The organism is Salicibibacter kimchii (assembly GCF_003336365.1).
Taxonomy (GTDB): Bacteria; Bacillota; Bacilli; order Bacillales; family Marinococcaceae; genus Salicibibacter; species Salicibibacter kimchii.
In genome coordinates this window covers 835,498-854,351 of sequence record NZ_CP031092.1, presented here as the reverse complement: position 1 = coordinate 854,351, position 18,854 = coordinate 835,498, and the positions used below count along the sequence as shown (strand labels likewise).

Annotated in this window: 27 protein-coding genes; 16 read left to right on the top strand and 11 right to left on the bottom strand. The window is 44.3% G+C overall.

Translation table 11 applies throughout. From position 1 onward, the window contains the following. Positions 1-84 precede the first annotated feature (84 nt). The gene (locus tag DT065_RS04390; protein WP_114371230.1) at positions 85-270 is read right to left on the bottom strand and encodes a hypothetical protein; all 186 of its coding nucleotides are present in this window, start codon (positions 268-270) and stop codon (positions 85-87) included. 142 nt (positions 271-412) lie between these two features. On the opposite strand from DT065_RS04390, the gene DT065_RS04385 reads away from it, so the two are divergent. The 6 genes from DT065_RS04385 to DT065_RS04360 all read left to right on the top strand — a co-directional run bounded on the left by DT065_RS04385 (position 413) and on the right by DT065_RS04360 (position 4,204). Beyond that, entirely contained in the window at positions 413-853 is a 441-nt protein-coding gene (locus DT065_RS04385; RefSeq protein ID WP_114371229.1) for a MarR family winged helix-turn-helix transcriptional regulator, read from the top strand. Positions 854-874: 21 nt separating this feature from the next. Then, positions 875-1,849 carry an NAD(P)H-dependent flavin oxidoreductase gene (locus DT065_RS04380; protein ID WP_114371227.1) on the top strand — a complete coding sequence of 325 codons (975 nt, stop codon included), beginning with the start codon at positions 875-877 and terminating at the stop codon, positions 1,847-1,849. A gap of 203 nt (positions 1,850-2,052) precedes the next feature. After that, positions 2,053-3,321, top strand: coding sequence for an IS200/IS605 family element RNA-guided endonuclease TnpB (gene tnpB / locus DT065_RS04375; RefSeq protein ID WP_227002727.1), 1,269 nt, complete (start codon positions 2,053-2,055; stop codon positions 3,319-3,321). A gap of 116 nt (positions 3,322-3,437) precedes the next feature. After that, a complete protein-coding gene (locus DT065_RS04370; protein WP_114371225.1) occupies positions 3,438-3,641 on the top strand; it encodes a hypothetical protein in 204 nt (67 codons plus the stop codon). Between the two features lie 28 nt (positions 3,642-3,669). Next, a complete protein-coding gene (locus tag DT065_RS04365; protein WP_227002726.1) occupies positions 3,670-3,873 on the top strand; it encodes a DUF2281 domain-containing protein in 204 nt (67 codons plus the stop codon). Continuing rightward, entirely contained in the window at positions 3,863-4,204 is a 342-nt protein-coding gene (locus tag DT065_RS04360) for a type II toxin-antitoxin system PemK/MazF family toxin (protein ID WP_227002725.1), read from the top strand. The genes DT065_RS04365 and DT065_RS04360 overlap by 11 nt, the downstream gene beginning before the upstream one ends. A 307-nt stretch (positions 4,205-4,511) precedes the next feature. On the opposite strand, the gene DT065_RS04355 is transcribed toward DT065_RS04360, so the two are convergent. After that, positions 4,512-5,234 (bottom strand): pirin family protein, encoded by a 723-nt coding sequence (locus DT065_RS04355; RefSeq protein ID WP_114371221.1) that lies wholly within the window; start codon positions 5,232-5,234, stop codon positions 4,512-4,514. A 95-nt stretch (positions 5,235-5,329) separates the two neighbouring features. Here DT065_RS04355 and DT065_RS04350 point away from each other — a divergent pair, with 95 nt between their 5' ends. Next, positions 5,330-5,668, top strand: a complete 339-nt coding sequence (locus DT065_RS04350; protein WP_114371219.1) for a winged helix-turn-helix transcriptional regulator — start codon at positions 5,330-5,332, stop codon at positions 5,666-5,668. Next, positions 5,655-6,566, top strand: coding sequence for a DsbA family protein (locus DT065_RS04345; protein WP_114371217.1), 912 nt, complete (start codon positions 5,655-5,657; stop codon positions 6,564-6,566). Before DT065_RS04350 ends, DT065_RS04345 begins: the two co-directional genes overlap by 14 nt. 130 nt (positions 6,567-6,696) lie before the next feature. On the opposite strand, the gene DT065_RS04340 is transcribed toward DT065_RS04345, so the two are convergent. The 3 genes from DT065_RS04340 to DT065_RS19650 form a co-directional block, all read right to left on the bottom strand. After that, the gene (locus tag DT065_RS04340; RefSeq protein WP_227002790.1) at positions 6,697-6,957 is read right to left on the bottom strand and encodes a type II toxin-antitoxin system RelE family toxin; all 261 of its coding nucleotides are present in this window, start codon (positions 6,955-6,957) and stop codon (positions 6,697-6,699) included. Beyond that, positions 6,950-7,174, bottom strand: coding sequence for a hypothetical protein (locus tag DT065_RS04335; protein ID WP_114371213.1), 225 nt, complete (start codon positions 7,172-7,174; stop codon positions 6,950-6,952). The genes DT065_RS04340 and DT065_RS04335 overlap by 8 nt, the downstream gene beginning before the upstream one ends. Positions 7,175-7,296: 122 nt before the next feature. Next, a complete protein-coding gene (locus DT065_RS19650; protein ID WP_114376061.1) occupies positions 7,297-7,509 on the bottom strand; it encodes an AbrB/MazE/SpoVT family DNA-binding domain-containing protein in 213 nt (70 codons plus the stop codon). Between the two features lie 133 nt (positions 7,510-7,642). Between DT065_RS19650 and DT065_RS04325 the strand changes: the two genes are divergently transcribed. Beyond that, positions 7,643-8,257, top strand: coding sequence for a helix-turn-helix domain-containing protein (locus DT065_RS04325; RefSeq protein WP_227002724.1), 615 nt, complete (start codon positions 7,643-7,645; stop codon positions 8,255-8,257). Beyond that, positions 8,241-8,831 (top strand): PIN domain-containing protein, encoded by a 591-nt coding sequence (locus DT065_RS04320; RefSeq protein ID WP_114371209.1) that lies wholly within the window; start codon positions 8,241-8,243, stop codon positions 8,829-8,831. The genes DT065_RS04325 and DT065_RS04320 overlap by 17 nt, the downstream gene beginning before the upstream one ends. Positions 8,832-8,906: 75 nt before the next feature. Here the strand turns inward: DT065_RS04320 and DT065_RS04315 are convergent, their stop codons facing one another. The 6 genes from DT065_RS04315 to DT065_RS04300 form a co-directional block, all read right to left on the bottom strand. Beyond that, the gene (locus DT065_RS04315; RefSeq protein WP_114371207.1) at positions 8,907-9,335 is read right to left on the bottom strand and encodes a RelB antitoxin-like protein; all 429 of its coding nucleotides are present in this window, start codon (positions 9,333-9,335) and stop codon (positions 8,907-8,909) included. Positions 9,336-9,747: 412 nt separating this feature from the next. After that, positions 9,748-9,909: a hypothetical protein gene (locus DT065_RS18770; protein ID WP_160112404.1), complete on the bottom strand. Its 162-nt coding sequence runs from the start codon at positions 9,907-9,909 to the stop codon at positions 9,748-9,750. 122 nt (positions 9,910-10,031) lie between these two features. Continuing rightward, entirely contained in the window at positions 10,032-10,250 is a 219-nt protein-coding gene (locus tag DT065_RS04310; protein WP_114371205.1) for a hypothetical protein, read from the bottom strand. After that, positions 10,243-10,569 carry a hypothetical protein gene (locus DT065_RS04305; RefSeq protein WP_114371203.1) on the bottom strand — a complete coding sequence of 109 codons (327 nt, stop codon included), beginning with the start codon at positions 10,567-10,569 and terminating at the stop codon, positions 10,243-10,245. Before DT065_RS04305 ends, DT065_RS04310 begins: the two co-directional genes overlap by 8 nt. Continuing rightward, positions 10,566-10,721, bottom strand: a complete 156-nt coding sequence (locus DT065_RS18765) for a hypothetical protein (protein ID WP_160112403.1) — start codon at positions 10,719-10,721, stop codon at positions 10,566-10,568. The genes DT065_RS04305 and DT065_RS18765 overlap by 4 nt, the downstream gene beginning before the upstream one ends. 710 nt (positions 10,722-11,431) lie before the next feature. Beyond that, positions 11,432-12,337, bottom strand: coding sequence for an LCP family glycopolymer transferase (locus DT065_RS04300; RefSeq protein WP_114371201.1), 906 nt, complete (start codon positions 12,335-12,337; stop codon positions 11,432-11,434). Between the two features lie 155 nt (positions 12,338-12,492). Between DT065_RS04300 and DT065_RS04295 the strand changes: the two genes are divergently transcribed. From DT065_RS04295 to DT065_RS04270, 6 genes are all read left to right on the top strand, one after another. Continuing rightward, the gene (locus tag DT065_RS04295) at positions 12,493-13,254 is read left to right on the top strand and encodes a YveK family protein (RefSeq protein WP_114371199.1); all 762 of its coding nucleotides are present in this window, start codon (positions 12,493-12,495) and stop codon (positions 13,252-13,254) included. Beyond that, positions 13,226-13,918 carry a CpsD/CapB family tyrosine-protein kinase gene (locus DT065_RS04290; protein WP_114371197.1) on the top strand — a complete coding sequence of 231 codons (693 nt, stop codon included), beginning with the start codon at positions 13,226-13,228 and terminating at the stop codon, positions 13,916-13,918. The genes DT065_RS04295 and DT065_RS04290 overlap by 29 nt, the downstream gene beginning before the upstream one ends. A gap of 77 nt (positions 13,919-13,995) precedes the next feature. Next, positions 13,996-14,769 (top strand): tyrosine-protein phosphatase, encoded by a 774-nt coding sequence (locus tag DT065_RS04285; RefSeq protein WP_114371195.1) that lies wholly within the window; start codon positions 13,996-13,998, stop codon positions 14,767-14,769. 13 nt (positions 14,770-14,782) lie between these two features. Further along, entirely contained in the window at positions 14,783-16,591 is a 1,809-nt protein-coding gene (locus tag DT065_RS04280) for a polysaccharide biosynthesis protein (RefSeq protein WP_114371193.1), read from the top strand. 20 nt (positions 16,592-16,611) lie between these two features. Further along, positions 16,612-17,490: a UDP-N-acetylmuramate dehydrogenase gene (gene murB, locus DT065_RS04275; RefSeq protein WP_114371191.1), complete on the top strand. Its 879-nt coding sequence runs from the start codon at positions 16,612-16,614 to the stop codon at positions 17,488-17,490. A gap of 18 nt (positions 17,491-17,508) precedes the next feature. Further along, the gene (locus DT065_RS04270) at positions 17,509-18,852 is read left to right on the top strand and encodes a UDP-N-acetylglucosamine 1-carboxyvinyltransferase (RefSeq protein WP_114371189.1); all 1,344 of its coding nucleotides are present in this window, start codon (positions 17,509-17,511) and stop codon (positions 18,850-18,852) included. Positions 18,853-18,854 lie beyond the last annotated feature (2 nt).

Genomic DNA, 18,854 nt, shown 5'->3' with positions numbered 1-18,854 from the left:
ATCAGGATCAATATTGATATCAATACCAATTTACACTGCCGTTGTTACCTGCAAATACAAAGAAGATGGGTTGGTGCGAGTACATTAATATTCATTAACTTCGTGGAGAGGATGAATGTCACCGTTCGGAAAATCTTTTACAAGTTTCCCGTTTTTCTCATACACAATGTAGGTGTTATTGACTTTGGCATCAATTTTTGCTCGCTCACCGGTCATCCTTGCCCATTTGTCAACCCAACCGTATTTTCGTTTAGGTTCATTGTTTTGCATAAAAAAGCCACTCCTTTTTTAAAGTTTACCAAATTTCTGCTCGTGATGTAGAATAAGACAAGTAACTCGTTTACAAGATACTTGTATACATGCTACACTTTTAAAATAATCAGAATAAAAAAGCAAAGGGAGGTGGTGATGTATGGAAAAATTCGATTGTTTACATTTCATTCTAGGCAAAGCTTTACAACAGGTGAAGCAGACTAGTAAAGCCAAATTAGCCCCTTATGGCGTGACACCGGTTCAATTTGGGCTGCTGTATTTTCTTTGGAAAAAAGATGGACAACTTGGTTCTGAATTAAGAGAGAGACTTCAGATGGACAGTGCGACGGTAACGGGCATTATTGATCGACTGGAGCAAGGCGGTTTCATTGAGCGAAGATTTAATCACAGTGATCGCCGTTACAGACTGATTTTTTTAACTGAAAAAGGAAAATCTTTAGAACAACCATTGTGCGAGAAGATGGATGAATTGGATAAAGAGATCCTGCCTGATCTTGATGAAGAAGGCATTCAGCAATTTAAGCATATACTGTTCGACATTGGACTGAAGGAAGGAACTAAAGCAGGTATAACTGAATGATTGGAATGGAGGAAGAAACCTATGTCAAACATACCGTCAATACTTAAAGGCCTACGCATCCCCGTCATCGGATCACCGCTTTTCATCGTTAGTAACCCTAAGCTCGTCATTGAGCAATGCAAAGCCGGGATCGTTGGGGCGATGCCTGCGCTCAATGCCAGACCTGCTTCACAGCTTGATGAGTGGCTGGCGGAAATTACAGAGGAGCTTGAGGCGCATAACACCCGCCATCCCGATAAACCCGCTGCGCCGTTTGCCATTAACCAAATTGTCCACCGATCCAATGAACGGTTAGAACACGACATGGAACTCTGTGAGAAATACAAAGTTCCGATCACGATTACATCCCTTGGTGCACGTGAAGAAGTGAATGCCGCGGCACACAGCTACGGTGGGATTGTTTTGCATGACGTCATTAATAATCGATTCGCCCATAAAGCCATTGACAAAGGAGCAGACGGTTTGATTGCTGTTGCCGCCGGAGCAGGAGGCCATGCCGGCGCGAAGAGCCCGTTCGCACTCGTTCAGGAAATCCGCGAATGGTTTGACGGTCCACTTGTTTTGTCCGGATCGATTGCAAGCGGTGACAGCGTACTAGCTGCGCAAGCGATGGGCGCTGATCTTGCTTATATCGGGTCTCCTTTCATCGCGACCCATGAAGCGCGTGCGGCGGAAGAGTACAAGCAAATGATCACGGAAAGTACATCAGACGACATTGTTTACAGTAATCTTTTCACGGGTGTCCATGGAAACTATCTTGCCCCGTCCATTCGAGACGCCGGTTTGGATCCTGATGCGCTTCCGGAAAGCGACCCATCGAAGATGAGTTTCTCCGGAGATGCGGATAAGAAAACATGGAAGGATATATGGGGAAGCGGCGAAGGCATCGGAGCTATTAAGGAAGTCACTCACGCGGCAACATTCGTCGATCGAATTGCCCAAGAATACACTACAGCAAGAGAGAAGCTATTTGCAGCGGAATCCGTAAATTGGTAAAAATAAACGAAAAAGGATGCGGGCAGCTACGGCTGCTCGTTTTATCGATTTTAGGCGAGAAGCCCCCCACTTCCTACGAAGTGTAAAGTGGGGGATGAATCGCCTTCGGGCTATTGCCCGAATGATAGGAGAAAAAATAGACAAAACATAAAGGATAAAGTATAATAAACGCAAACAAAAGTTTGCATGGGAGGTGAACAACAATGATCGTCAATAAAGCCTATAAGTTTCGTATCTATCCAACGAAAGAACAAGAAATTTTAATCGCTAAAACCATTGGTTGCAGTCGTTTCGTATTTAATCATTTTTTGGGTAAATGGAAAAGCAAATACCAAGAAACCGGAAAGAGTTTGACTTATAATTCTTGCTCTTCCCAATTAACGCAATTGAAGAAAGAGTTGGCATGGTTAAAAGAAGTGGATAGCATTGCTATTCAATCGCCCCTTAAAAACCTTGCGGACGCGTATGCAAGGTTTTTTAAAAAACAAAACGAAGCGCCACGTTTTAAATCCAAAAATAATAAAGTGCAATCTTACACGACAAAACATACAAACGGTAATGTTGCGATATTTGATAACAAAATCAAGTTACCGAAACTTGGTATGGTTAAGTTCGCCAAAAGTCGTGAGGTCAAAGGACGTATACTCAACGTGACAATGAAACGCAAACCAAGCGGTAAATATTTTGTTTCCATTCTCACCGAAACAGAAACAGAAGAATTACCGAAAACAGGTGCATCTGTTGGCGTTGACGTTGGGATTAAAGACTTCGCCATTCTTTCGGACGGCACCATTCACAAAAACCCTGAGTTTTTCCGTACATTAGAAAATAAGTTAGCTAATGCACAACGCATCCTTGCGAGGCGACAAAAAGGGTCGTCTAACTGGCATAAGCAGCGTATTAAAGTTGCGCGGCTTCATGAGAAAATTGAAAACGCACGTAATGATTACTTGCATAAAATCTCTACTGACATTGTCAAAAACCACGACGTGATCGGTATTGAGAATTTGCAAGTGTCGAATATGTTAAAAAATCATAACTTGGCTAAGGCAATTAGCGAAGTGAGCTGGGCTCGTTTTCGCACTATGCTTGAATATAAAGCAAAATGGTACGGAAAACAGGTGATAACAGTTGCGAAAAACTTCCCTTCCAGTCAACGATGTTCAAGTTGTGGCCACCGAAACCATGACGTTAAAAATCTTGCGTTGCGTGATTGGGAATGTCCCGAATGCCACACGCAACACGATAGAGATATTAACGAGGAATTGGACAGATCGATGAATGAACTAGCTTATTCGTTTACAGAAGCAAACCATCAACGTATTAAAATGGGTGAAGAGTATCTGTCTATAGTAGAGCTGTTAAACACCGTGGTACAACATGAAGGTATTCATCAGGGGCAGTATTTTGTTGCCTTAAAGCAAGCAAAGATTAGCCCGCCAAAGCAATGGAGACGGGATTGGGGTATGTGACAATTGTTGGTAAAAAAATAAAGAAGGGTGCTTGCATGGCAACAAAAATTTTAGCAACTCTGTCGAACAGTTTACGCTAAAGCGTGATATAATAAATAAAAGGACGGTGAATGATTATGATTGACCGAAAAGAATTACACCATATTGTCGATAAACTCCCAGAAGAGAAACTACCCAAAATGGCGGAACTTTTTCATTACTTAATTGAAGAAGATGAGGAATTCAACGACGTGACCAAACAAGAAATTGAGGAAGGGTTAAAAGCATATCGAAATGGGGAATTCATAGCATTAGATGAACACTTAAATCGGCTAAGGTGAAAGCATATGTTATAATAATTAAGAGGTGATGGACGTGAACACGAACAAGGAAAGGATTCTTGAATTAATTGAAGATATCCCAGAGAAGGATATGACAGAAATCATTGACTTTATTGGATATTTGAAAATGAAAAGAGAAAAAGAAGAATACCGGGATTTACTACAAGCCAGTGAAAGCAGTATGGATTTTTGGGATAATAAAATTGATGATGAGGTATGGAATGATGCTTGAACAAGGGGACATTGTGCTGATTCCAGTCCCTTTCACAGATTTGTCCTCGAGAAAAAGAAGACCTGTTTTGATCTTGTCTAATAATCAGTACAACTTGGAAAGTAAGGATGTACTTGTTGCAGCGATTACCTCGAACATACAAGAGAATGAACAGGCGATAACAATTTCAAACCAAGACCTAATTGATGGATATTTGAAACGTATGTCCAATGTTAGAACGGATAAGATCTATACTTTGGCACAAGATATCGTGATCAAAAAATTTGGGCGGCTTAATCGCGAAGTATTTCAACAGGCTGTTCGAGATATCCATAAATTATTGTCAGAATAGTAAGCAAAAATAGGATGAAAAACACAGTATGGTCGCCCAGTACATCATTGAATATATTGGGGGCTTTATTTCTATTGTTATGAAGATGCTCGGTGGTTGGAACCCTAACGGTAGATCGTGACAGTTGTTAAGTCATCATCCCGGGCGATTGAAGCCCTAACTAAAGTTCGCGGAAGCGGTTAGGTCGCCAATCGAAGCGAATGAAGCCCTAACTCTAGGCCGCGGAAGCGGTTAGGTCGCCAACCGAAGCGAATGGACCCCTACTCCAGACCGCACAACCCGTTAAGTCACCAACCGAAGCCGTCCATCATGTTTTCCCCAAACCGCTAATCGTCCCTGCCATTGACATGGGCGCATCCACGTCAACAAAGAATAACACGACGGTTGAGTCCGCGTTGGCTGTTAGTGACGAAAGAGGGGTTTCCAAATCTGTGACGGCTTCTTGCCGTTTTATTTTCAAATCCTCAACCGCAATTTCTCCGTTCATGACGTACAAAAAAGGCTTTAGCCCTTCGTATACCGGAACGTCCAATCGATCGCCCTTGGCCGGATGCGCATCCAAAATGTAGACATGTTGTCTGAGGGCAAGGGGCGCATCACTGCCCTCCGGTCCTGCCATGAGGTACCATTCCCGATGCCGCACCGGCTTATCGTGAAATTGAATATCCGGATCGAGGTTTTCCTCTCGCGGCCGCACAAAAATTTGCAGCATTTCAACAGCTGATTCGTTTTTCACTTTTTCTTCGTGCCAGAAGCTGTAACCCGCGTTCATCATCATGAGTTTTCCGGGAGCGATAGGCGCTTCAAAGCCGGCGGAGTCTTTGTGGTAGGACGTCCCTTGCCAAACGTAGCTCAGAATTTCGTCGTCGATATGTTCATGCATTTTGATCGTTAATCCTTTTTTCATGGTCGCGTGATCAATGTTGCTTAATGGTCCTGCGTTCAATAGGTCAGCGGGATGGATGCGAGTGATGGAAAACGGACCTTTGAATGGCTGTGAGTGATGGTCTGCCGAAAGTTTTTGCAGCATGATAACGTCACCTCTTTATTTTTATTATAACATATAAAAGTTACACTTGATATATTTTTTATACATGATATACTCTTTATAAAGAGGTGTTGAAAATGAAAGTGTGTCCGTATATCGAGGCTTCCTTTGAAATTTTAGGAAAAAAATGGAACGGACAACTTGTCCATTACCTGTCGTTGTGCGAGGGTGCCCAAGCACATTTTTCCGAGATAAAAAGGGATTTGGCAGGCATTACGCCCAGAGCACTTTCACTGAAGCTCTCCGAACTTATTGAGGAAGGCTTGGTGAAAAAGTTAGTGGAAAACGATTCACCGGTGACCATTTCTTATGAACTGACGGAAAAAGGCGTATCACTGGCTGAGAGCATGAAGCCCCTGCAAGCATGGGCGCAACATTATATGAATAGCGAGGGAAAAGAAAATGGCGAACAATAATCCTTTAATGTGTGATCCGGAAACCGGCGTTTGTGGCGTGTCCGATGAGGGGGAGATGACGATGATTGATTTGAATAAACCGAAGAAAACGATTGACCTGTATTATGTAACAGATCCCATTTGTTCCCATTGCTGGGCATTGGAGCCAGTTTTGAAACGATTTATCGAACAGTATGGCGATTATTTCAACGTCCGCATCGTAATGGGCGGATTGCTGGAAAAATGGGGAGACGGCCCGGTTGATCCGGCAAATGGCATTTCTGGTCCGAGTGATGTGGCCGGTCATTGGCGGGAAGTTGGCGAACAAACACGCATGCCCATTGATGGGACGCTTTGGCATGACAACCCTATCCACTCATCGTATCCTCCATCCCGCGTGTTCAAAGTGATTCAGCAACAGGATGAAGCGTTGGCAGAGACATTCTTGCGAAGAGCGAGAGAAGCCGTTTTTGCTTTTAATGAAAATATTGCACAGACGTCTGTGCTTGTTGATATCGTCAATAAAATCGGACTGAACGGAGAAAAAATTGTAGAAGAAGCGGAGCAGCAGTCATTAGATGAAGATTTTAGCCTTGCGGGGAATTTGGGCGCTAGAGGATTTCCTACGATTATTATGGTCAACGAAGAAAATCAAGGGGTAAAAATTGTCGGCGGCCGCGGATTGGAACAGTATGTTTCGGGGTTAAAACAAGTGTTGAACAAAGATGAACTGCAAGCAAAAGAGCAACCGGCCCTAACGCAATTGCTCGAAAAAGAAAAACGTCTATTTTCCAAAGAAATCGAAGTGATGTACGACGTTGAGCAAGCGGATGTTGAGGAATTTGTCGGTAAGGAACTTGCATCCGGCGATTATGAGGCGCGGGAACTTTTAGGGGAAGCGTATTTTGAGATGAAATAATGATTAAAGAGGGGAGGGGTTCCTCTCTTTTTTATTTCTTCCGATAATATTTTCAGCTTCATTAAAATGCGAATGGGATAAAATAATTTGTGAAAAATACCCTACCGCTAAAAACTGCTCGATCGGCTAACTATTTGTATATATCTCCACGTGATCCTAAACGTACTATAAGCACGACTACTTTTTCCTCTATAATCTCATAAATGATTCTAAACTGACCTACTCTGAGGCGATAGATATTATCCTTATAACCTTTCATTTTCTTTGAATGCCGATGCTCTCTTGGGGAATATTGTAACTTCTCAATAGAATTTATTATCCGTTTTGCTGTATTTTTATCTAATTTGTTTAACTGTTTCCTTGCGTCCTTAGAGAATTGAATACTATACATCGAGCTCATGTTTTACATCCTCCAAAGCGCTCGTTTCACCATTTTCTTGTTCTTTTCTTGCTTTTTCAATCGCTTTAATATCAATAGGAGTTAGCATATCGTCATCGTCAATCATCTGCGATTCCAAAAGCCACATCAAAAAACTTTTTGCGACCGTCTTATTTTGATCATCCAGATTTCTTATAAGTTGCTCAAGTTCTTCGTCAGTCACGTTCATGAAGGACCACTCCTTGAAAAATCAGTGATTATTAACTCCATTATAGCATAAAAAGCTGTAGGTTACCCCGTTAAATTGATGACTTCCAGGTCTCCAACCCCTAGTGATGTACTCTCAGCGTTTCATCTTTTTCGCTCATACCACATGTCCTCCCTGACCTTTTCCAGTTCATCTTGTAAATCCTCTTCATAAATGCCTTGATTCTCAGCTTCTTGTCCAATTTCTTTTTGTAATTCACGTAAAGCTAAAATACTGGCTTTAGTAATAACGATCTTCCCGTTATCCTCAATAAAAGCTACACGATCTCCTTCGTCCAGCTTTAATTTTTGTCTAATCGGGGAGGGGCACGTGGACTTAGGATGGTGACGCCAAAAATTCCCATATTAATAAAAAAACTACACCGCCCATGTTCGGTTAGAATGTTGAGTTTGTTGAAATTATATGCTAAAGTCAAACATAAGGTGGTGAATGATGATGCAAACGATAAACCAAGAACAAGATCATTTGTGGGAAAGTGTGAGAATTCTTTCACAAATCGATACACAAAAAGCACAAGCGGTTTTTAAAGCAACGATTGAAAAGTCCCTGCAACAAATGGATATGCGTTTACCCGTTTTTGTCAAATTCCCATTATCTATACCGAGCGAAGAACATCTTTCTCAACTTCGTGAAATAGAAAAAAAGATGAGGAGTGCTTATGCTGATGGAAAAAATGAATCAGCCTATGAGCATTTGGTGGAATATATTCAGCAATTAAGTCAAATGGCAGAAGACCCCTCCATGATTCAAAAGAAGTTGTTGGCTTCACTATTAGCCTCACGGAACACACCTGCACAAGATGATGTGAATTATTATACTCCTAATGAAGCAGCTAAAAAATTAGGCTTAAGCGATCAAACCATTCGACGAATGTGTGAAAACAAAAAATTTCCTCGGGCTTATAAAACCCAAGGTGGCCATTGGCGAATCCCGCAAGACTCCTTTGTTACCACACCGAGACAAGATGAAACAGCAGAAGCCTTATTGAAACGAATCGATCATAAAAATCGGGAAGCGGGGGATGTAGATGAATTTGATCTATGATGCCCCCGTTCCACCAAAGGTATTCATTGATACAACAGTACTGTGTGGAGCACTGCGGGTTGATGGCGTAAATCGAAAAATTTTAAAAGCAGCTCGCTTTCCCCATTTTTTTGAACCGGTTTTATCAAGGATATGTTTATTTGAATTTGTACGAAATGCCATTCAAGGGCTTGGAAAAGGAAACAAAATCGTTAAGTATGAACAACAGGAAATTGAAGCGTTCATAAACAACTTCTTGACACCAATTTTTGATTTTTACATGGAGCTTCCGGTCAATAGTTTGATCGGCCGTTATAGTGTGAAAACTATTATGCGAGAGAATCGTCCAATCGGAGATGTGTTAGTGGAGCTTAGTGGTTGTGATCATGAAACAGCCCGACAAATAGCTTCTACACAGGAAATGGCCGAGCCGCTTCATCGTTTTGACCAAGATGATTTTCACGTTTGGATCACAGCTATTCAAGAATCCTGCAATTACATACTAACGACCAATCATCGCCGATTTCCATCAAATATTGGAAAAATTGAAAGAATTCATCCGAAGGAGTTATATTCATATCTAAAGAATTATTAATTCGTACCGGGATTTCGAACGTAATAGCACTTTAGAATCCCATTGCTTTAGCTGTGGGAGTGTCAAAGAATCGCTCTATTTCTCTCCAACTGGGCATTGGATTAACCCTTTAACTCCTTCTGAATCTTCTTGGACTAAAACATTCATGATGTATGGGAAATGATGACGACGGTTGGGAGCATTAAAATATTTCTGGAAATTATTTTGATAATCATGGGCATATTCAATAAGTTCGTTTGCAAGTAAATCAACAGCGTCGTCCTTGGTATCACCGTTTTCTATCAAATCAAAATCCTTCAAGGAAACTGTAAAAGAGCCATCTTTTTCGACATTGAATGCAGCTTCAAACGTGAATTTTTCAAACGCAACTTTAAGGTGGTCAGTGCTTAATGCCGCCCATGTGTCACGATTACGTTTAACGAACCGAGGACCATCGCGTACAATATCATCATTGAATTGACCCCAATGTTTACGGACATCTGTAGCGTTCAGTGTTCCGTTCATCACTAACACTCCTCTCACCTCCAATATAAATTATAACGTACATTATGTTCATCGGTCGCTTTATTTATTCAATTTCGTTACCCATGATTGAGGGCGATTGGCTGTGCTTTGCGGTTGTAACCTTTCACTACGAGCGTTTATCAGCCAAAATTGACATTATATCAGCGGAAATGAACGATATATCAACCGAAACAAGCTATTTATCAGCCATTCCGTAATCTGGTGCCTTCCACCCGGCGATCCGGCTTCACGTCCAACACGGGGAAACACAAAAATACCCCCGACTAATTCGAGGGTTTTGATTTATCTGGAACATTCGGATCCTTTTCTTTCAACGCCATTTAGTTCAGTATCAATATAATGCTCCAATTCCTGAAGGGTCTTTTTTGAAGACTCGCGATTTGTAGACATCCTATCGCTCTCTTGGAGTAACATCTGGATGTCTTTTTTTAAAATTTTCTTTGATGGCTTTCATTTCTTTTGTTAATTCCCCTCGCTCTGATTCAGGCAAGGGGTAAGCATAAATGCCACCATGTTCGGTGTCGATCAAATGTGCAATTTCGCCATCAGTCATGTCTTGATAATTACGTTTGATATAGTCATATTACCAAGCTCCTTTGTCTTTCAAGTATACAGCAAGTATTGGTATACATCCATAAATCGCGGGGGAAAACACAAAAAATAAAAAGCCCTCGATTATTTTGAGGACTTTGATTCATGCTCTTTCAAATTAAATTCACCAGAACCCTTGGATTGAGAACGATATTTCTCTATAATTTCTTTCATAATGCGACGTGTTTCTTCCCGATCCTCTTCGGATTCGTGCGGGACAGCATAAACACCATTGAGTTCAGTATCGATATAGTGAGCTAATTCACCATCAGTCATCTTTGAGAAATCACGATCCTTAGTCATCGTATCGATCTCCTTTTTTCAAGTATAACTTAATAAGAAGATGTGACGCAATGGGACTGATCAACATTCGACCTGGACGAATCAATTCTGCCCCATACTGCTTATAATGGGAAATTATTGATGGATGATATTTTATATGGATGACTGTAAACCCCTCAAATCCTTGCTCAAAATTAATTGATGAAGCAGCAGCAAACATGGGAGGTGTAACTTTTAAAGCAGCATGATGACTATTGGAAGGGGCTGACTCAAGAAGCTCAATTAAAATAAATCCTTCGTTTATTTCATAGGACATCAATGCTTGTAATTCACCATTCACTTTAAAGATACAATGTTCCTTTCAGGGTGGACATATTCCTGATTCCAATCAAAAATCCAATGCTTTGTTTCCGTGATGTCCGATTCTGTAGCGGGCAAAACATCGCCATCAAATGTTTCTTGGTTATCTTTGGTTTCAACAATCACCTGCATGTCATTTTTTCCTCCCCAAGAAAAAAACATAAAATATTTAATACTTATATCATGTATGAAAATCAGATAAAATAGATATTTAGATTTGATTTATTTAGTACTATTGACAAAGCGACCGTGTGAACCTTGAAATCAGGTCAAGCTCGGACACATTTGCAAAAAAGTACGATGAAATTGTCCGAACTCGTGGCCAATCCCTGGAAAAGAGCAAGGAGAAAGCGAGCAGCACAGCTGCTCGCTAATTATTTGAATAAAGGCGGGGGCGTGTAGTATCGGATATTCATTTGGAGAAGTCGTTGGCGCCCTAACGCAGGAAGCCGGAAGGAGTTAGGTCGTCAACGGTAGCGGATGGCGCCCTAACACAAGAAGTCGGGAGGAGTTAGGTCGTCAATCGGTGCGGATGAAGCCCTAACGCAGCAGGAAGCCGGAAGGAGTTAGGTCGTCAACGGTAGCGGATGAAGCCCTAACGCAGGAAGCCGGGAGGAGTTAGGTCGTCAACGAAAGCGGATGGCGCCCTAACGCAGGAAGTCGGAAGCAATTATGGCGTCAACCGGAGCGGATGGAGCCCTAACGCAGGAAGTCGGAAGCAATTATGGCGTCAACGGAAGTGGATGGCGCCATAACACAGGGATCCGGAGGCAATTATGGCGTCAACCGGCCCCCCCCTCGCCGCAGCGAAAAAACCGCCCGGGCGCTCCGCCCGAACGGCTCTAGTCTTCCAGCTCCAAATGCTCCCGCATCACACTCGACACCTCAGCGCGTGCCCCTTCATCAATCATCTCATAATAAATCCCATCAATCCGTGTGCCTGAGCCGCTTAGCTCGAGTTGCTCAATGTCGTGCCTTGCGGATTCATAGCCGAACAGGTCCGCCATCTCACCGGAATCGGCGCTCACCTTCACATTCGAGCCGACCGAATCAAGGATCGCCCCCACACTAGTAAGAGAAGAGAACTGCGCGCCTTCCCGCAGCAATCCTTCAATCACTTCGCGCTGGCGTTCCGTGCGGCCGGCGTCGCCTTGCGGGTCTTCATAGCGCATGCGCACGAAGGATAACGCTTCGTCCCCGTCTAACTCAACCTGGCCTTCCGGAAAATAGTGCCCGCCTTGCTCAAACTCTAAATCATTTTCCACGGTGACGCCGCCGACGGCATCGACCATTTCTTCGAACCCGTCCATGTTGATGGTGGCCACATAATCAATCGGCACGTCCAGGAAGTTTTCCACTGAGGCAATCGCCATTTCCGCGCCGCCGAACGCGTGGGCGTGGTTGATTTTATCTTCCGTTCCCCGCCCGACGATTTCCGTGCGCGTATCCCGGGGGATGCTCACCATTTTCATCGATTCATCCACCGGGTTGACGGTAAGGACGATCATCGTATCCGTACGCCCGGCTGTTTCGCCTTCCGAATCAACCCCTAATAGTAAAAAAGAAACCGGTTCTTCTTCCTCGAGATTGGTCGCATCCACGCGCAAGTCGGAATGTTCCCGTTCCAGGGGCGAATGCATCTGGTCTGCGGTCGACGTGACGGAAAAATAAAGATAGAGGGCGAAGCCTCCGATGACGAGGATGATCAGCGAGAGGAGCACGCCGACCGTAATCAGAAACTTTTTCATGTTGTTGAATCTCCTTTTTGTAACATCGCTTGTACAATGGTACCATAGAAAAGATTGTTGTATAATGAAAATAGAAATTTTTCGTCAAAAAGTGTGGTATTTTTTACATAGATATAATATCCTAGTACAGGAAATGATTGGAACTGGAGGACATCATGGAAGAAACCATCAGCTTAAGAGAAATCTTTGAAACGTTGAAAAAACGTTGGCGCATGATCGCGTCAATCACCATAGGCGCTGTCATCTTGAGTGCGATCATGAGTTATTTTATCATGACGCCGCAATATGAAGCTACAACGCAGCTGCTCGTCAATCAAGGGCAGGAAGAACAGCAAGGCGGCTCGCTGGATGTCGGGGATATTGATACGAATGTGGAACTCATCAATACATATAGCGTCATTATTCAGAGCCCGGCGATCCTCGATTTGGTGATCGAACGTGCGGACACCGACCGTTCCTATACCTATTCCCAGCTAGAGTCCCAAGTCGATGTGCAGCCGGAAGGGGAGTCGCAAGTCGTTGCGGTTTCGGTGACCGATCCTGACCCGCGCGCGGCAGTCACGCTCGTCAATGCCATCGCCAATGTTTTCCAAGATGAAGTCGAGACGATCATGAACATTGACAACGTCAGCATCCTCGCGACCCCGGATCTCGGGCAAGTGCAGTCACCCGTATCGCCGCAGCCGACCTTAAACATGGCGATCGCGTTCGTCGTCGGCTTGATGGCGGCCGTTGGACTGGCTTTCTTGCTTGAATTTCTCGATAACACGATTAAGGACGAAGACGACGTGGAAAAAGAACTGGGGCTTACCGCGCTCGGGTCCATCCCCGAAATCACGCCGGGAGATTCCAGAAATGCCCAGTCTGCAAGCAAAGGGAGGGCCTACAATGTTCAAAAAACAACCGAGACAAATTAGCAAACGACGCTCCCTGATCACGCGTGAAAATCCGCGTTCGCCGATCTCGGAACAGTTTCGCACGATCCGGACGAACATCCAATATGCCGCCGTCGATCAAACGATGCAAGTGATCATGACGACATCGTCCGGCCCCGCGGAAGGCAAAACAACGATCAATGCCAATCTCGCCGAAACGATCGGGCAGCAAGGAGAGAAAGTGCTCCTCGTGGACGCCGACATGCGCAAACCGGCCGTTCACTATATGTTTTATCTGGCGAATCACACCGGCTTAAGCAATGTCGTCACGAAGCAGCGGGACTTTTCGGAAGTCGTCCAGTCCACGAGCAATGAATCCCTCGACGTCCTCACGTGCGGACCGATCCCGCCCAATCCGTCGGAATTGCTCGGTTCGCAAGCGATGAAGCATTTTATCGAAGGCGCGCGCACCCACTATGACTACATCATCATCGACACCCCGCCGGTCCTCGCCGTCACAGACGCGCAAATTGTCGCCGGCGTGAGCGATGGCGTCATACTCATCGTGGATAGCGGCCATACGGAAAAAGAAGAAGCGCGCAAAGCGACGGACCTTCTCGGGCAATCGAACGCAAAAATGCTCGGCGCCGTCCTCAATCGACAAGCACACAAGAAAAGCAATTATATGTACTATTATGGCGGTTGAAGTGGGTAATATTTGCAAAAATGTGTTGACATTATCTGGGACTATGGTAATATCGTAATAAAGCAGGAGGGGCCAAAATGATCGATATACATAGTCATATTTTGCCGGGTATTGACGACGGATCTCCGCACATGCAAGAAAGCTTGACGATGGCGAGACAAGCCGTCGATCACGGCATTACCCATATTATCGCCACCCCTCACCATCGAAACGGCCATTTCGATAATGAAAAAAAAGATATTATCGCACAAACACAAACGTTAAACGACGCGATCGTCGATGCGCGTTTGCCAATAATGGTCCATCCCGGCCAGGAAACACGTGTGTATGGCGAGATGGTGGAAGGTTTCCGGACAGGGGAGCTTTGCACCCTGGCGGATGGCGGGCGCTATTTGTTCGTGGAACTGCCGAGCGATCACGTGCCCCGCTATACGGGACGCCTGATTTATCACCTCTTACAAGAAGAGGTGATTCCTGTTATCGTACACCCGGAACGTAACGTGCAAATCTTAAAGGATGCCGGTTGGCTGTACGAAATGGTCAAAGGCGGGGCGATCACACAAATTACCGCTGCTAGCATCACCGGCGATTTCGGCAAAACGATACGGAAATTCAGCCACCAGTTGATCGAACATAACTTGACGCACTTCGTCGCATCCGACATGCACACGTCGACGAAACGCCCCAATCGTTTGCGGGATGCCTACGCGGTGTTGGAAAAGCAATACGGAACGGATACGGTTTTATTTTTCCAAGAAAACGCGGAGATTTTGATGAATCATCAATACGTCATGATGGACGAGCCGCAACGAATCAAAAAGAAGAAAGTATTCAGTTTATTCAAGCGATAGGGAGGTGAGGCGGATGACTTATAAATGGCGGATGCTCGTTCTCATGAGCATTGACAGTTTGATCGTGCTGAGTGCGATCTTCTTCGGGGTCTTTTTGCTTTATGACTGGCAGTGGCCATGGACGGACATCTTAGTTGTCAGTGCCATCGTGCTCGTCATCGCCCACCATATTTTCGCTTACGTATTCAAATTGTATAAAGGCGCCTGGCAGTACGCGAGTACGAATGAGCTGTTGCGTATTTTTTACGCGGTGACGCTGTCGGTGATAACAGCCGGGATCGTTCAGGGCCTTGTTTTTGATGTGTTGTACGCGCGGGCGCTCGTGGTGACGTGGATGTTACATATTTTGTTGATCGGCGGCACGCGCTTTGCATGGCGAATGTATCGGGATACATACATGAAACCGAAAAAAGGACTGAAGCGTACGCTCATTATCGGGGCAGGCGCGGGCGGAACGTTGGTCGCACGGCAATTAAAGGGAAGCCCGGAATCCGAACTTCGTCCCGTGGCGTACGTGGATGATGATCCGACGAAGCAGCATTTGGAAATCATGGACATTCCCGTGGCAGGCACGATCTGTCAGATAGAGCGGGTGGCGGAAAAATATCGAATCGAACACATCGTCATCGCCATCCCGTCCATGAAAAGGGAAGAACTCCAGCATATTTATGAGAAATGCATGGAAACGAACATAAAACCGAAAATCATGCCGATGCTGGAAGACATCGTAAGCGGCAAACTGGAAGTCTCGCAAATCCGCGACGTGCAAGTGGAAGACCTCCTCGGCCGCGATCCCGTCGAACTGGACACCGAAGGCATCGCCGACACAATCACCGGCCAAGTCGTTCTCATCACCGGCGCCGGCGGCTCCATCGGCTCCGAACTGTGCCGCCAATTGTGCCGATTCGATCCCGCGGAAATGATTCTCCTCGGGCACGGCGAGAATAGCATTTACTCGATTGATATGGAACTGAAAAATGAATACACGCACATCACATTCGAAACCGAAATCGCCGACGTCCAGGGAAAAGAACGCATGCAAGAAATCATGGAAAAATACCGACCCGACGTCGTCTACCATGCCGCCGCCCACAAACACGTGCCGCTCATGGAAAAGAACCCGCAAGAAGCGGTCAAAAACAACGTCATCGGCACCCGCAACACCGCCGAAGCTGCAGACGCCGCCGGCGTCAGCACCTTCGTCATGATCTCCAGCGACAAAGCCGTCAACCCGACGAGCGTCATGGGCGCAACAAAGCGGATCGCGGAAATGGTCGTTCAGCATTTGAATACGGTTAGTGCCACACGGTTTGTCGCTGTGCGCTTTGGTAATGTGTTAGGGAGTCGGGGCAGCGTGATCCCGCTGTTTAAGAAGCAAATTGAAGCCGGCGGCCCGGTGACAGTCACACACCCGGACATGACACGGTACTTCATGACGATCCCGGAAGCGTCGCGGTTGGTGATTCAGGCCGGGGCTTTGGCTGACGGAGGAGAGATCCTCGTGCTCGATATGGGCGAGCCGGTGAAGATTGTCGATCTGGCACGGAACATGATACGGTTCTCTGGGTTTGGAGAGGAAGATATTGGGATTGAGTACACCGGGATGAGGCCCGGGGAGAAGATGTATGAGGAACTGCTCGGGGATGAGGAAGTGCATGAGGAGCAGGTGCACCCGAAGATATATGTGGGGAAGACGAATGGGAGCTATGACTCCGTTAAAGAAGTAATTAAATATATCAACCATGACTCTTTGGTTGATCGACTAATAGAAGTGAGCAATGATTTAAAACCTGAAACTTCTAAAGTTAGTGCTGCTAATTGACTCCAAAGGGGGCGAGCGTAATGGAAGTAAAAATTGAAGAAGAAATCCCTCTTACTCCTTTGAATACATGGAGGATCGGCGGCAATGCACGTTTTATGATAACTCCCCAAAATATAGACGAAGTGATCGAAGCGAAATCTTTTAGTGATCGTAATAATGATCCATATTTTATTTTAGGGCGGGGATCTAATGTTCTGTTTAATGATGGAGATTACCCAGGGGTTATAATAAATCTAAGCCGCGCCTTAACAAATTATGAGATTAATTATAAAGAAGGCTATATTTACGCTGAGGCGGGTGCACCCTTGCCTAAGCTATCCATAGACTTATCAAGAGAAAATATAGATGGGTTTGATTTCTTTGCTGGCATTCCCGGTACAATCGGTGGAGCAATTGCAATGAATGCAGGTTGTATTGGTAGTGAAATAAAGGATGTCCTTCTCTCTGTTATATACATAGACGAAAATAATAATATTGTAGAAGATAAAATAGACAATTTAGGAATGCATTTTAGAAAGAGCGATTTTCAGATAAACAACAAGCGTATCATTATTGGTTGTCGACTAAAATTAACTTATGGATCGAATAAACAAGAGACATTTTCCAAAGCAAGGAAAGCGATAGATATCCGCAAAGAGAAATTTCCGTTAAAAGTCGCTACTGCCGGCAGCACATTTAAAAGCCCCCCAGGCGGTCCTTATCCTGGGCAATTAGTAGAGCAAGTAGGGTTAAAGGGAACTCAAATAGGACAAGCACTAATAAGCCAAGAGCACGGAAATTGGATTATAAATAAGGGGAATGCGTCATCCAAGCACATAAAAGAGTTGATGCAATTGATGTATGACGAAGTCAAACAGCAATTAGGCATAGCCATGGAACCTGAGGTTATTATTGTATAAAGAGGGGTGGGGCATTTGATGAGCAAACTCACAGAGTTATCATTAAAAGAACGACCAAAAGCAACAAACTCTTACGTAATTAAAGGTGGAAAACCACTTAAAGGTGAAGTTGTTGTGCAGGGTGCTAAGAACGCTGCGCTCCCAGCTTTGGTAGCAGCCTCTCTATCAGATGAAATGGTAGAAGTTAAAAATGTTCCACTAGAACTTAATGATGTTAATAATTTGATAACCTTATTAAGGGAAGTAGGAGTAGAGGTTAATAGTAAGGATGAAACTACTTTAACTGTCAATGGAGAAGGTTGGCGTTCGACGGAATTGGATCCCAATATAGCAAGTAAAATTCGTCATTCGTTATTATTATTGGGAGGAAGTATAGCCAAGGACTGCTCTCTATATTTACCACTAGCGGGCGGATGTGAAATCGGCGACCGTAAACATGATTTACATGTACTCTCCTTAAAAAATATGGGACATGAAGTTATTGAAAGTGGAGAGGGAATAAGAGCGATTCCTGAACTAGATAATGTAAACCATACTGAAATTGAATTTTATTATCCTTCCTTTGGTGCCACTCTGAATGTAATATTCGCAAGTGTACTTAGAAACGGAAAAGTAACATCTTTGAAGAATGCTGCAAAAAACCCGGAAGTTTTAGATGTTATACAGCTTTTGGAACAAATGGGAGCTACATTTCATTGGACTGATGAAAACACCTTAGAAATTATCGGTGTAGATAAACTAAATGGAACTTCATATCGTGTGATGAGTGATCGAATTATTGTCTCAACCATGATAGCAGCGATCGCGGTTACTAAAGGAAATGGAACAATCATCGGTGGTAATGAAAATGTACTGGAAACAGAAGTAGCGATATGGCGAAAGGCAGGATTAAACATACAACAAAAAGAAAACGGACTTTTTGTGGACGGGAACTATAAAATAGAACCCGTTAATATAGAAACTAAAGCCTATCCTGGTTTTCACACAGACATTCAACCACTCCATGCAATTATTATGCTCCGTGCGAAAGGTAGCAGTACAATTAAGGAAACGATCTTGGACGGTAGATTCTTATATTGTGAAGAGTTGAATAAACTGGGGGCAAACATCACAATTGAAAATGGAGGATTCACATGTGTTAATGGAGCAAGTGGGCAGGTAGCAATCCTTGAAGAGTCCTCACCACTGATGGGGACATCAAATTTAATTGCTTCAGACATCCGAGGGGGCGCTGCTGTTGTCCTAGCAGCACTTGCTGCAGATGAGCAAAGTGAGATAGCAAATGTCTATCAAATTGAAAGAGGATACAGTAATCTCCCAGAGTTGATAAATACATTGGGTGGAAATGTAGAACGAAAGTAAAG